This is a genomic window from Pseudomonas sp. SWRI81 (assembly GCF_014268545.1).
Lineage (GTDB): Bacteria > Pseudomonadota > Gammaproteobacteria > Pseudomonadales > Pseudomonadaceae > Aquipseudomonas > Aquipseudomonas hamedanensis.
In genome coordinates this window covers 1-15283 of the sequence record NZ_JABWQS010000052.1, presented here as the reverse complement: position 1 = coordinate 15283, position 15283 = coordinate 1, and the positions used below count along the sequence as shown (strand labels likewise).

The window sequence follows — 15283 nt, the reverse complement described above, 5'->3', positions numbered from 1 at the left end:
GTGCGGGCACACACCCTGTTACCTACTCCCGATCATGCGATATCTGGATACCGCAGTCGTCGTGTCCTGAGATGGTCTGCTGGTCGCTCCATTGAAAAAAGGAGTGATCATGGACGCTATCCCACCCAACCCGCCATTGACGCCGCCTGCGTCGCCCGCTCAGCCCGCCAGCCCGGTAAAGCCGATTGCAACGAAAAGCCTGCACGGCGCATTCCTCGAAAAAGCCATTCCCGAATGGCTGACCCAAGCGTCGACCTCGCGGCGTCAGGCCCTGAAAGATACCCACACGGAACTGCCAGCCTGGTATCGCAGCGCCTCGACCGCCCAGCGCGAGGCCTTGCATGACAGTACGCGGGCGAGCGTGGTCGCGCAGAACCGGCTGGATAAAATCATGGCCTCGTTCCAGGACATCGAAGCCTTTGCCCGGCCCTTGCTGCTCGAGGCGCTGAACGACCAGTTTCAACTGAAAGTCGACGTCGACAAAACCTTGCTGTGTCTAAAGCGCCCGCTGGAAGCGGGTATTTTCGCCATTGAATTGTCTTCCTTCGAGGTCCTTAAACTCTCGATGCTGGACGCGGCGCTGCATAACTTTGAAGCCTACGAATGCGAGGCCGGGGCCTACCATACGACCTCCGGTTTCGTCACCGCCGGCACTGCGCCGCACGAGTACGAGGCGGTGACGCTTGCGCTGACGGTCAGCCAGTTCCTGACGCTGTGTCGCAGCCTCGACATCGGCAGGCAGTACCAGACCTACCTGCAAGCATTCTTTCACCCGACCGACGCCGTGGCCGAGACGGCGTTGCGCGAACAGTTCATCAGTAGTCAGAAAGCCGCGATGCGTGCTGCTGCCGAGCTGGCCTTGCTGAAAAAAGACATTGAGCCTGCGCACTACGCCATGATCGTCTCGGTCGTCGACGGCGAATTGAACCCGCGGGTCGGCAACAAACCTGTCTGGTTCAGGGACTTGTCGGTGATGAATAAACGCATGACCGGCTGCGTGGTGTTCGCCGTCAGCGACAAGTACCGCTACGCCGATGAATGGATCATTTATATCCCCCATGACCCCGAGCATCCCTTCAAGTGCTACCGCGGCTCGGAGGATCAGCAGGAGTTCAAACGGCTGCTCACCGCACGCACTGGCGAGCAGGCCAAGAGCGCCGAGCCGACCGCATATCAGCGTTTCCTCAGCCAGTTTCTGGCTTACGACCAGCGCCCCTATTTCTTCAGCCAATTCACCCGCAAGGCCGCCGACTCGCCGAGCGATCACTGGCGAACGCCCTGGCGGACCATCATTGATCTGGTGAGCCGCGGCGCGGTCTTTACCCGGATCAGGGAATTACCACCGCCGCCAGCGGCGAAACTGGAACCGGAGCCTGACCCTTACATTGCGCCGAATGCTTTTCTGCACCGGGGCCGAGGCCTTTGGGCGAGCAATCAGGACCTCTGGGAGTATCTCTACAAGGAGAGCCGCGCCAAGGTGCTGGCCGACGCTCGCAGCCACGCGGTACCCAGCGCTGATGTCGATGTGAAGGCGCGCGAAGCCAAGCTTGCGCATTTGCTTCAGATCGGCCTGCTGGGGCTGAACATGGTGTCGATGTTCGTGCCGGTGCTGGGTGAGGTGATGATGGTGGTGATGGCCGGCCAGTTGTTGTACGAGACCCTTGAAGGCGCGATCGAGTGGGGCGAGGGCGATCGCCGGGCGGCCAAGGATCATCTGCTCGATGTCGCCGAGAATCTGGCACAGATTGCGCTGATGGCGGGCGTCGGTCTCGCGGTGCGCAAGTTCAGCGCCGCCCGGCCTGAACCGGTGCTTGAAAAGCTCGAGCCGGTGACGCTGCCCGATGGCCAGACTCGCTTGTGGCGGCCCGACTTGAGCGCTTATGAATCCTCTGTTTCATTGGCCAACAGCGCCGGTCCAAACCAGATGGGGCAGCATCTGATCGATGGCAAAACCTATATTCGCCAGGGCAGCAAAGTCTACGAACAAGTGTTCGACGAGTCGCTGGGCAAGTGGCGAATCAAGCACCCGAGCGATTCCGGCGCCTGGCAGCCGGTACTCGACAGCAACGGCCGCGGCGCCTGGCGGCATAACCTGGAGCGCCCGCTGCAATGGGATCGGTTGACGTTGTTGCGGCGCGTGGGCCACGCCACGGAGGCGTTTTCTGACAGCGAGCTGATCCGGCTTGGCGAGGTCAGCGGCGTCAGTGACGACGCCTTGCGCAAAATGCACGTCGATCACGCGCCGCCACCGCCAGAACTGTCTGAGGCCTTGCGGCTGTTCAAGGCCGATAGGGAGACGGCGAGCGTTATCAAACAATTGCGCGGGACGACGCCCGTTGACGCGCTGTCGTTGTATGCGTTGCCGCTGGTCACCGAAATGCCGCGCTGGCCGACCAATCGGGCGCTAGAGGTGTTTGACGGGCCGCAGTTGTCTGGCAAGTCCATCCGCTATGGCGCCGAGCGCCGCGTGGGCGTGAAGTCGCCGATCCAGGTATCGCGCGCTGACATCCTCAACGGCGAGCTGCCGGCGCGCATTCTGGCTGGACTCGACGAACCAGAAATCACCCGCCTGCTCGGTGCAGAAGGCGCGCGCGTACGCGCCGCCCGAGCCGACGAGTTCGGCAAGCAGATTGCCGATTTCGCCCAGGTCCGCCAGCCGGCGATTTTTGCCAGCCTCTACAAGGGCACCGAAGTCATGGCTCCTGAGGTCAAGCGTTTACAGAGCGCCTGTCCAGGCCTCAGCGAATCGGCGGCCGAGGAGGTGCTGGCGCAGGCCCATCCGGATGATCTGGCACAGTTCAGCTCAACCCGGCGCGTCCCGCTGCGCATGCTCGAGAAGGCGCGCTGGTATACCGACCAAGGCCGACAAGTGCGGGCTTACGCCGGTCTGCGCAGCGAAAATATCGCCTCGGCGGACAGCCGCCGTCTGGCCTTGCAAACGCTGCAAAACCTTCCGGGCTGGCCGAACAACCTGCGCCTGGAAGTTCGCGAGGGCAGTCGCCACGGGGCGCTGCTCGATAGCGTCGGCAGCGAGACGGCGCTGGAGAAAAAATACCTGATCAAACAAGGCCCGCAATTTCAGGCGTTCGATGAGCGTGGCGAAACGCTCAACAGCCTGCCGACAGCGGGCGACAACTTTTATGCCTCAGTCATGCACGCGTTGCCCGATGGCGCACGGCGCAGCCTGGGCGTGCCAGAGGTGAATCAATCGGCTGAGCTGCAACGCCGGATCATCGCTTACGCCGGTCAGCATCGTGGCGACGCGCCGGCGCTTCTGAAACCGCAGGCGAAATGGCTCAAGCCGCCTGCCCTGGTTAATAAATCCTTGATCGGCTATCCCGCCAGCGGGCGAGGCCCGAGCCTGGACCCGATCCTCAACGCACGGGTGCGCGATCTCTATCCGGGCATGAGCGAACAACAAGCCAACGGCTTCATTCTGGAGCAGTGGCAGGCGGGCAAGGACAGCAGAGCAATTGCCGAACTGTTGCAGGTCCGCCGGCAGGAATGGGTGCAACTCAACGCCGCACTGGACACCTGGGCGGGGCCGGCTGTAGCACCTTGGGAACGATCCGGCACTGATCACAAGCTGCGCACCGCGCAAGCCCTCAAGGATTGCTGGCGCAATGCGCCGATCGCCACGCAGACGGCCGGCGCCGATCGGCTTTCCATTAACAGCTACGACCCTTTGCCAGCGCTGGACGCGGATTTTTCACACGTACGTGACTTGACTGTTGGCGGGGGTGGGATGACCGATGCCAATGCCGATGCTTTTCTGAGCCGTTTCCCCAATCTGGAAAGACTGGTGCTGGGTGAGCGCGGGAGTCTGCTTGTTTCCCATATGATGTACGAACAGGCACTGACGAACCTGCCGTCGACAGTGACCCGCATGACCGCGCTGAGAAGCCTCAAATTCAGGACCTCTGCCGCGGCGATAGCCAATGAATTTTCCCGTCGGCTAGGCGCGCTGACTGCGCTTGAAACGCTTCATTTCAACTACGCGGGAACCGGTCCGCTAACGTCGGCGAACCTCGATCTTGCGCCATTGACGCACCTGCGAAAACTCACGATCGACGCGCCAGGCCTGGCGCAGTGGCCGGACTCGTTGCAAGCGCTTCCCGAGCTACAACGACTTGACCTTTCGCAGACCTCGATTGCCTCGATTCCGGATGCGCTCTATATCGGTCGGGAAAGACTCTGGGCGGGCCTGTCGCTGGACTGGTCGAGGTTTTCCTATGAGACGTTCCGGCCGGCCTATGAGTATGTCACCCGATATATGGGCTCATGGGGGCACCTGGTGGATGTCGACTTGATGGTTCGCCAATATTGCGCCGGCGAGCTTGAGTTTCTGACGGGCGAGTCCGGACATATCAACCCGTTGCCGCAAAGCATCATGAGTGCATGGGACACACCCGCGACCCGGCTCAAGGCGGTTATCGCCTTGCGTGCGGAACATACCGGGATTTTCCGCCAGTTTTATCAACCCACAACCTCCGGCGGCTTGCGTACGGCGTTACCGATACCGCGCTGGCAGGCGCAACCTGACGCCAGGGTGGTGCGTGCACTGGAGCGAAGCTGGCGCGCGGCCGTACGCAAACGCTACAGCCTGGAACCGGCTGCCCAGCCCGCCAATTCGATGGAGTGGAATGCTGGCATCAACCGTGATGATCCCACCGTATTCGAACTTCGCGACACCGCGTGGGTGCAGGGCGAGCCGTCCATCAGTGAGCTGCCACGATTGCCGGCGGGCACCTTTTCCAAGGTACAGACCGTGCGCCTGGACCGCCTGACAGTACCCGTCGAGCAGATTCGCGATTTCCTTCAGGCATTCAGCGGCACGCAGCACTTGGAGATCACCGCCAGCGGGCTGACGGAAGTTCCGATCCGTGCGGGTGACCTGGCGCAACTGACGCGCCTGGACCTGTCGTTCAATCGGATCATCGTCACGCCTGCGGTTCAGGCCCAGTTCAATGGCTTGAAGGGCCTTGAATATCTCAATGCGCGCCTGAATCAACTTACGGCCCTCGACGTCACGGCGATGCCCCGCCTCAAGGCTCTGAATCTAAGCTCCAACGGCCTCATGGCATGGCCGGCGGGCGCCGAAGGCCTGGCGCAATTGCAGTCGCTCGACCTGCGTTACAACAGCATCGCGACACTGCCGGAATCGGTGCTTGCCGACGATGAGCTGCTGCTCAAGACCAGCCTGAGCAGTAACCTCTTCAACCCTGATGGCGGAGCGGCTCTGGCGGCGGCACGGCAGCGTATCGAAACCACTAAAGGTTTGCCCGAGGGGGCCTTGAAACGCTTTGAATTGGAATCCGTATCGCTGCAGATGCCTGCCAACGACCCGCCATCGGACACTGCGCGGTCTCTCCTCAGGCATTTATTACCATTGCCTCGCCAGACTGGTGCGGCGCCCGGAGCCGAGAGTTTCGTCGATCGACTGCTGGATCTGCATCCGGTGATTGCCAGGGATCAGGCACTGCAATGGCTGGCGCAGCTACGCAACGAGGGGCTGACGGATGTGCAGATCGACGCCCGCTTAACGCAATGGGCACAGTCCGCTGAGTCACTGACGCGGCGGTTGAACGGCTGGATTTTTACCCGGGTTCCGGTGACGGGCGCGACCGCCGTGTCGGCGCAGAGTCGTCAGCTCGCCGCGCTGAAAATTCGCGAGTGCTGGCAGGACGGGTTGATCGGCGACACCCAAGAGGCTGGGCGCACGCTGGATCTCACGAGGCTGTACACCGGGGATTTGCCGTCGTTGTCGAGCGCGTTTGCTCGCGTGCGCACCTTGAATCTCACCGGCTGCGGATTCTCCGTAGAGAGTTTCAACGCGTTCTGCAGTGATTTTCCTGGGGTGACCCGCCTGGTTCTCAACGGTAACGTCCTGCGCGTGCTGCCGGACGCCATCCAGAACCTGGCCAGGCTCGAGCGCCTGGAGCTGAGCGGCAACAGTTTTGCGGACGCGCGAAGCGTGTACGCCAGTGCAGGTGCCGAGCGTCTGCGCTGGCTGGATCTGAGCCATAACCAATTGGATGAGTTCGAAGCGGGCGGGTTGCGCAGGCTCGAAACCTTGAAGCTTGACCACAATGGTCTGAATGACTGGCCAGACGGCGTACTCGAACTTCAGCATCTGCGCGCCCTGGACCTGAGGGGCAACGACATCCGACAGTTCCCGGACCGCTTGTTGGGCGGCAACCATGAAGGGCTGGTTGCAGGCACGGACTTGTCGGAAAACCCGCTGACGCTCAACAGCCTGGAGCAGCTCAGGGATTACAGCGCGGCGAACGCAGATCGTGACGTGATGGGCTACTCGAGAACGCAGCTGGACCGTGAAATAGAGCGATTGCAAGAAACGGACAGCACCTCCGGTTCCGATTCTGACTCGGACCTCGACAGCGATAGCGATGGCGACCAAGCGGGCGGCGCCAGGCGCGCTGACCCGCATGCCGGCGTCGAGGCGGGCGAGATCATCGAAAACCCGCAACAAGAGGTTGGCGCTGCGGCGATGGACATCTGGCTCACCCTCGCCCCTGACGATGTGCGAGTGGCGCGGCAAACGCTGTGGCGGCAACTGGCTCAAGAGGCCAACCATGAAGCATTTTTTCATTTGCTCTCGAGATTACCGGATACGCTCGAGTTCAAGCTGGCGGGCGCCGATCTGACTCAACGGGTGTGGCAGGTCATGCAGGCCGCTGGGGAAAATACCGAGTTGCGCGAGCTGTTGTTTATCGACGCCCAGACCCATTACACCTGCAGCGATGGACGAATCCTCTCGTTCAGTGAGTTGGAAACACGGGCTTACGAGTACACCGCGCTGCGCGATATTCCGCGGCATCGCCCGGAACAGCGAGGCCGGGCCCTGGTCGATCTGACGCGACGTCTGTTTCGCCTGGACAGGGTCGACAAGCTGGCGGAAGCCGCCGCGAAAAACAAAGACCGCGCGGAAATTCGCCTGCAATACCGAATCGCATTGGCTCGCGGCTGGCCGGACGGCCTGGAGTTGCCAGCGCAACCGGAGCATATGCTGTATGGCACGCCGATTCGCGGACAGAGACTGGAGACGGCCCGCGCCGCTGTTCTGGCAGACGAGGCGTCGGGTCTGTTTCTGGAGGACCTGATCGCCCGTGACTACTGGATTCGCTATCTGGAGGAGCGCTACGGCGAAACGTTCGCGGAGCTTGAGCGCGATGCCACCCGGCGTCAGGGAGAAATTGAAGATGCACATCTGGACTGGATCGACAACGAGGAGACGAATAGCCGTTACCTTGAAGCGCTGACGCGGTTTCAGATCGAACGAGCAGAAGCACGTACGCAGGCGCTCATGACGCTGTCTCGCGCAGAGTTGCAAGCACCGGCAACCCCGTCGTCACCGCAACCCGGCCCGTCACGGCGCCCGTGAGCGCGACGTTGAACAAGCCCGGGAGCACGCCGCTCCCGGGCCTGGCACACCTCAGTTGTCGTACCCCAGGTTCGGCGCCAGCCAGCGTTCGGTCACGCTCAGTTCCTGACCTTTACGCGAGGTGTAGCTCTGCACCTGGTCCTTGTCGATTTTGCCGACGGCAAAATACTGCGCCTGCGGATGGGCGAAGTACCAGCCACTGACCGCGGCAGCAGGGAACATCGCGTAGTGTTCGGTGAGGAACACGCCGCTGCGCCCGGCGCGCATCTCGGCCGCTTCCGGGTCGAGCAGGGTGAACAGCGCGGCTTTCTCGGTGTGGTCCGGGCAGGCCGGGTAACCGGGAGCGGGGCGGATGCCACGGTATTGCTCTTTGATCAGTGCATCGTTGTCCAGCGTCTCATCCTTGGCATAACCCCAATGCTCTTTGCGCACCTGCTGGTGCAGCCATTCGGCACAGGCCTCGGCCAAACGGTCGGCGAGGGCCTTGACCATGATCGAGTTGTAGTCGTCGCCAGCGTCCTGATAGGCCTTGGCGACTTCTTCGGCACCGATGCCGGCGGTGGTGATAAAGCCGCCGACGTAGTCGGTGATTTCGCTGTCCTTCGGCGCGACGAAGTCGGCGAGGCAGAAGTTCGGTTTGCCGTCGGTCTTGATGATCTGCTGACGCAGGTGATGCAGTTTGGCCATTGGCTTGCCGTCATCGTCGTACAGCTCGATGTCGTCTTCGTTCACCTGGTTGGCCGGCCAGAAACCGAACACGGCGCGGGCGCTGATCAGCTTCTCGTCGATCAGCTTGGCGAGCATCTCCTGGGCGTCCTTGTACAGCGCAGTGGCGGCTTCACCGACCACTTCGTCTTCGAGGATGCGCGGGAACTTGCCGGCCAGATCCCAGGAAATGAAGAACGGCGTCCAGTCGATGTACTCGGCCAGGACCTTGAGGTCGATGTTGTCCAGCACTTTGCTGCCGGTAAAGGTCGGTTTGACCGGCTGGTAGCTGGCCCAGTCGAACTGCGGTTTCTTGGCGATGGCGGCGGCGTAGCTCAGGCGCTCGGTGCGCGCGCTGCGGTTGGAGGTGCGCTCGCGAACATCAATATATTCCAGACGGTTTTTCTCGACGAAACCGGCCTTCAATTCCTTGGAGAGCAACTGCGTTGCCACGCCCACGGCGCGCGAGGCGTCAGTCACGTAGATCACTGCGTCGTTGCTGTACTTCGGCTCGATCTTCACGGCGGTGTGCGCTTTGGAAGTCGTTGCGCCACCAATCATCAGCGGCAGGTGGAAATCCTGGCGCTGCATCTCGCGAGCGACGTGGACCATTTCGTCCAGCGATGGCGTGATCAGGCCGGAGAGGCCGATGATGTCGCATTTCTCCTCTTTGGCGACCTGCAGAATTTTCTCGGCCGGCACCATCACCCCAAGGTCGACGATGTCGTAGCCGTTGCAACCGAGTACCACGCCGACGATGTTCTTGCCGATGTCGTGCACGTCACCCTTGACGGTCGCCATGAGAATCTTGCCCTTGGCCTCCGGCTTGTCGCCTTTTTCCAGTTCGATGAACGGGATCAGGTGAGCCACGGCCTGTTTCATCACCCGGGCGGATTTGACCACCTGCGGCAGGAACATTTTGCCAGCGCCGAACAGGTCACCGACGATGTTCATGCCGGACATCAGCGGGCCTTCGATGACTTCGATCGGACGGGCGAACGACTGGCGCGATTCTTCGGTGTCCTCGACGATGTGCGTGGTGATGCCTTTGACCAGCGCATGCTCCAGACGCTTGTTGACGTCCCAGTTGCGCCACTCTTCGGTCTCGGCTTCCTTGACGCTGCCGTCGCCCTTGTACTTGTCGGCGATGGCGAGGAGGGCGTCGGTGCCTTCCGGCGTGCGGTTGAGGATCACGTCTTCAACGGCGTCGCGCAGCTCGACCGGGATCTGATCGTAGATCTCCAGCTGGCCGGCGTTGACGATGCCCATGGTCAGGCCCGCGCGGATGGCGTGCAGCAGGAACACCGAATGGATCGCCTCGCGCACCGGGTTGTTGCCGCGGAACGAGAACGACACGTTGGACACACCGCCGGACGTCAGCGCGTACGGCAGTTCGTCGCGGATGTAGGCACAGGCATTGATGAAGTCCACGGCATAGTTGTTGTGCTCTTCGATGCCGGTGGCGACGGCGAAGATGTTCGGGTCGAAGATGATGTCTTCCGGCGGGAAGCCGACTTCGTTGACCAGAATGTCGTAGGAGCGTTTGCAGATTTCCTTTTTGCGCGCCTCGGTGTCGGCCTGGCCGGCTTCATCGAACGCCATCACCACCACGGCGGCGCCATAGCGCTTGCACAGTCTGGCGTGATGGATGAATTGCTCGACGCCTTCTTTCATGCTGATCGAGTTGACGATGCCTTTGCCCTGAATGCACTTGAGGCCGGCTTCGATCACTTCCCATTTCGACGAGTCGATCATGATCGGCACGCGCGAGATGTCCGGCTCGCCGGCAATCAGATTGAGGAAGGTCACCATGGCCTTCTTCGAATCGAGCATGCCCTCGTCCATGTTGATGTCGATCACCTGCGCGCCGGCCTCTACCTGCTGCAGGGCGACTTCCAGCGCTTCGGTGTAGTTGTCTTCACGGATCAGACGGGCGAATTTTGCCGAACCGGTGATGTTGGTGCGCTCGCCGACGTTGACGAACAGCGAGTTGCGATCGATGGTGAACGGCTCCAGGCCCGACAGGCGGCAGGCCTTGGGAATGTCCGGAATTTGCCGTGGCGCATAACCGGCGACCGCGTTGGCGATGGCTTCGATGTGGCCCGGCGTGGTGCCGCAGCAGCCACCGACAATGTTGAGGAAGCCGCTCTGGGCGAACTCTTCGATGACTTTGGCGGTTTGCGCCGGCAGTTCGTCGTACTCGCCGAATTCGTTGGGCAGGCCGGCGTTCGGGTGCGCGGAAACGTGGGTGCTGGCCTTGTTCGACAGCTCTTCCAGGTACGGGCGCAACTCGCTGGCGCCGAGGGCGCAGTTCAGGCCGACCGAAATTGGCTTGGCGTGGGCCACCGAGTTCCAGAACGCTTCGGTGGTCTGGCCGGACAAGGTACGGCCAGACGCATCGGTGATGGTCCCGGAAATCATGATCGGCAGTTCGATGTGCAGCTCTTCGAACACGCCCTGCACGGCGAAAATCGCGGCTTTGGCGTTGAGGGTGTCGAAGATCGTCTCGATCAGGATCAGGTCGGCGCCGCCCTCGATCAGGCCTTTGGTGGCTTCGGTGTAGTTCTCCACCAGCTCATCGAAGGTCACGTTGCGGTAGCCGGGGTTGTTGACGTCAGGCGACAGCGAGCAGGTGCGACTGGTAGGCCCGAGCACGCCGGCGACGAAACGCGGCTTGGCCGGGTTCTCGGCAGTCTTGGCGTCGGCGATCTTGCGTGCCAGCCGTGCGCCTTCTACGTTTAGCTCATACGCCAGCTCTTCCATGCCATAGTCGGCCATGGAAATGCGCGTGGCGTTGAAGGTGTTGGTTTCGAGAATGTCGGCGCCGGCGTCCAGATAGGCTTTTTCGATGCCGCCGATCACGTCGGGACGGGTGATCACCAGCAGGTCGTTGTTGCCCTTGACGTCGCTTGGCCAGTCCGCGAAGCGTTTGCCGCGGTAATCCTGCTCCTCGAGCTTGTAGCTCTGGATCATCGTGCCCATCCCGCCGTCGAGAATCAGGATGCGCTCTTTGAGGGCTTGCTTGAGAGCTTGAAGGCGGACGCTGCGATCGGACATGTGGACTACTCGGAAAGACCATTACGAAGGAACGGGATCATAACAAACCTGTGCGCTTTTAGAGCATGTTCGGCTTTTGCATGAATATCGCTCATGTTGGTACGGTCGTCATAACGGTAGAATCGCCGCCTTTTTTCACAATCGGGATCAGCAGCATGCCGTACCGCGTCATCAGTTTTTTGTTGCTGGTCCTGAGCGGGGGCGTTGCGGCGCAAGATCCTGCGATCTCGTCCTCCATTTCCTACAGCCGTGATATCCAACCGATCTTTACCGAGAAGTGCGTCGCGTGCCACGCCTGCTACGACTCGGCCTGCCAGCTCAACCTGGGCAGTGGCGAAGGCGCCGCCCGTGGCGCGAGCAAGATGCCGGTGTATGACGGCGAACGCACCCAGGCCGCGCCGACCACGCGACTGTTCTACGACGCGTTTGGCAAACGCGCCTGGCAGCAGAAAGACTTCTATTCGGTGCTCGATGCCCAAGGCAGCCAGGCCGCACTGATGGCGCGCATGCTGGAGCTGGGTCACAAAACGCCGCTAACGCCGAACGCCAAGTTGCCGCAAGACATTGTTCTGGGGCTCAACCGCAATAATCTGTGCGCGATGCCTGGCGAGTTCGACGCGTATGCCGGTGCGCACCCGAAGGAAGGCATGCCGCTGGCCGTCACCGGGTTGACCGATCAGCAATATCAGACTTTGCAGCGCTGGCTGGCGTCCGGTGCGCCGATTGACGAGCAAAACCTGGCGCCGAGCGCGCAAGAGGCTATGCAGATCGTGCAGTGGGAAAATCTGCTCAACGCCCCGGGCGCACGGCAAAGTCTGGTGGGCCGCTGGCTCTACGAGCACTGGTATCTGGCGCACATCTATTTCAAGGACGGCGCGCCTGGGCGTTATTTCCAGTGGGTGCGTTCGCGCACGCCGAGCGGCCAGCCGATCGACCTGATCGCCACCCGTCGTCCCAACGACGACCCGGGCACTCAGGTGTATTACCGCTTGTGGCCGGTGCAAGGGGTGATCGTGCACAAGACGCACATCACTTATCCGCTGAGCGCGGCGAAAATGGCGCGGATCAAAAGCCTGTTCTACAGCGGCAACTGGCAAGTCAGCGCGCTGCCGGGTTATGGCCCGCAGAGCCGGGCCAATCCGTTTGCCACATTCGAGGCGATCCCGGCGCAGGCGCGCTATCAGTTCATGCTCGATAACGCCGAGTATTTTGTGCGTACCTTTATTCGCGGGCCGGTGTGTCGTGGGCAGATTGCGACCGATGTGATCCGCGACAATTTCTGGGCGCTGTTCCAGGCCCCGGAACATGACTTGTACATCACCGATCCGAACTATCGCGGCCAGGCCACGCCGTTACTGGCCATGCCCGGGCAGAACGACGACGTTGGCAGCATCTTGAGCCTGTGGCGCAATTACCGCGACAAGCGCAACGAATACGAAGCCCTGCGCCGCGACAGCTACGCCGACCTGCCGGCGCCGAGCTGGTCGACCCTGTGGGCTGGCAACGACAATGCGCTGCTGAGCATCTTCCGCCACTTCGACAGTGCGTCGGTGACCAAAGGCCTGATCGGTGACGTGCCGCAGACGATGTGGCTGTTCGACTATCCGCTGCTGGAACGCACCTATTATCAGTTGGCGGTCAACTTCGATGTGTTCGGCAACGTCTCCCATCAGGCGCAGACGCGGTTGTATTTCGACCTGATCCGCAACGGCGCCGAGCAGAACTTCCTGCGCCTGATGCCGGCCGATTCCCGTGAGGACTACCTCAACGACTGGTATCAGAACAGCGGGCAATTGAAGATGTGGCTCGATTACGAAGCCATCGACGACGACAAGCCGACCGGGCTGAAACTCGACGATAAAAATCCGAAACGCGATTTTGCCCGGCAGTTGCTGGCGCGCTATGGCGATCTCAATGCCCGGCCGGATCCGATCAACCGCTGCGACGGCGCCTATTGCTCACGACCGAATATCGACCCGGCGCTGCAAAATGCCGAGCAGGCCTTGAGTCGTCTGGCCTCGCGTCCTGCCGCCGGCTTGCGGGTTATCGACCAGATGCCGGAAGCAACGATGCTGCGCGTCGAAACCGTTAACGGCAAACGCGAGGTCTACAGCCTGATGCGCAATCGTGCCCACAGCAACGTGGCGTTCCTGCTCGGCGAATCATTGCGCTATCAGCCGGGACTGGACACGTTGACGATCTATCCCGGCGTACTCAGCAGTTACCCGAACTTCATGTTCAACGTCCCGGCCGAGCAAGTGCCGGCCTTCGTCGATGCCATGGAAAACGCCAGAGACGCCAACCGTTTCGAGAAAATCGTCGAGCGTTGGGGGATTCGTCGCAGTCATCCGCAATTCTGGTTCTACTTCCACGACTTGAGCCAGTACCTCCATGAGACCGATCCCGTGGAGGAGGGCGTGCTGGATATGAATCGGTACGAGAACCTGTGAGCGATTACTACTGCTGCCATTGAAAAAATTGGCACAAACCTTGTAGGAGCGAGCTTGCTCGCGAAGCCCGGTCAGGCAACCTCCGCCTTGAATGTGCCACCGCTTTCGCGAGCAAGCCCGCTCCCACAGGGGATGCAGGGTGAACTATCGAGAATCTTTCCCGACAAAAATACTAGGACTTTGTCCGGCGCAATGATTGGCGTAAACTGCGCCCAAGCCTGCGAGGAGTTTCCATGACCGCTATTACCATTACTGACGCCGCCCACGATTACCTGGCCGATCTGCTCTCCAAGCAGAACACCCCGGGTATCGGCATCCGCGTCTTCATCACCCAGCCTGGCACCCAGTACGCCGAAACCTGCATTGCCTACTGCAAGCCGGGCGAAGAGAAACCCGAAGACACCGCGCTGGGGCTGAAGAGCTTCACCGCGTACATCGACTCGTTCAGCGAAGCGTTTCTCGATGACGCCGTCGTCGACTACGCCACCGACCGCATGGGCGGCCAGCTGACCATCAAGGCGCCTAACGCCAAAGTCCCGATGGTCAACGCCGACAGCCCGGTCAACGAGCGCATCAATTATTACCTGCAAACCGAAATCAACCCGGGGCTGGCCAGCCACGGCGGCCAGGTCAGCCTGATCGATGTGGTTGAAGACGGCATCGCTGTTCTGCAGTTCGGTGGCGGTTGCCAAGGCTGCGGCCAGGCCGATGTCACCCTGAAGGAAGGCATCGAGCGCACCTTGCTCGAACGTATCCCCGAACTCAAGGGCGTGCGCGACGTGACTGACCACACGCAAAAAGAAAACGCCTACTACTGAGTAAGGCGTTCCTGTGGCGAGGGAGCTTGCTCCCGCTGGATCGCGCAGCGATCCCAAACCGGACAAACCTTTCACCGTGGAAAGGCATAGTCTGGAGTGTGACTGCCTTGCAGTCAGGCGGGAGCAAGCTCCCTCGCCACAAACCTTCTTCAATGATGCCTTCGCGAGCAAGCTCGCTCCCACATTTGGAATGCGGTCAAATGTGGGAGATTCTATGGTTGTCCTCAAGCGATAACTGCCCCTTTCGATTGATATTCGCTCTGGTTTTTCATCAGGGCGAACGCTATGCGAGCGAGTTTGCGGCTGAGCATCACCAGCACCTGTGTAGTCGCTTTTCCACAGCTGCGATGATAGTTATAGAACTCCTTCCAGGCATTTGATCGGCAGGCTGACATAGCGGCGTTATGCAGTAATCGACGCACCTCCGAACATCCGCGCTTGGTTAAATATCTACGGCCATTTTTTTGCCCCGAGTCACTCACTCTCAGGTCCATGCCTAAAAACGCGATATAAGAGTCGCCGCTGGTAAAGTCCCCTCGGTTATATGCCGTAACCAAAGCAGTTGCAGTTAAAAAGCCTATACCTTCGATGGCCTGGCATCTGGCAACCTCTTCCAGCAAACCAGCTTCGCGCAAGACTTCCTTGAGTTTTTTCTGCACAAGTAAATCCAGCCGTTCTATAGATTTTATGAAAGTCGCGAACATGGCTTTCAAGCTGGCGTCATTTGCCCAGCTCTGGGTCAGGCTGGTTTTGGCCTGTATCAGCGAAGCTCTACGTCGTAAAAGGCTTTGCAGCTTGCCGTAGACTGCCGGAGGTGGGGTCCAAGGGCGTAAATCTTCGCCTTCGTTTTT

Annotated in this window: 5 protein-coding genes; 3 read left to right on the top strand and 2 right to left on the bottom strand. The window is 60.7% G+C overall.

The features are described from left to right. The first annotated feature begins 109 nt into the window (after positions 1-109). On the top strand, positions 110-7402 hold the full coding sequence (locus HU765_RS23735) for a DUF6543 domain-containing protein (RefSeq protein ID WP_186623382.1): 7293 nt from the start codon (positions 110-112) through the stop codon (positions 7400-7402). Positions 7403-7453: 51 nt separating this feature from the next. On the opposite strand, the gene metH is transcribed toward HU765_RS23735, so the two are convergent. Further along, on the bottom strand, positions 7454-11164 hold the full coding sequence (gene metH, locus HU765_RS23730; RefSeq protein WP_186623381.1) for a methionine synthase: 3711 nt from the start codon (positions 11162-11164) through the stop codon (positions 7454-7456). A gap of 155 nt (positions 11165-11319) precedes the next feature. Here metH and HU765_RS23725 point away from each other — a divergent pair, with 155 nt between their 5' ends. Both HU765_RS23725 and nfuA read left to right on the top strand, forming a co-directional pair. Continuing rightward, a complete protein-coding gene (locus tag HU765_RS23725; protein WP_186623379.1) occupies positions 11320-13614 on the top strand; it encodes a fatty acid cis/trans isomerase in 2295 nt (764 codons plus the stop codon). A 233-nt stretch (positions 13615-13847) separates the two neighbouring features. Further along, positions 13848-14432, top strand: coding sequence for a Fe-S biogenesis protein NfuA (gene nfuA, locus HU765_RS23720; RefSeq protein ID WP_003225494.1), 585 nt, complete (start codon positions 13848-13850; stop codon positions 14430-14432). Between the two features lie 224 nt (positions 14433-14656). Here the strand turns inward: nfuA and HU765_RS23715 are convergent. Further along, positions 14657-15283, bottom strand: a 627-nt coding sequence (locus tag HU765_RS23715; protein ID WP_186623377.1) for a transposase, incomplete at its 5' end; no start/stop codon positions are given.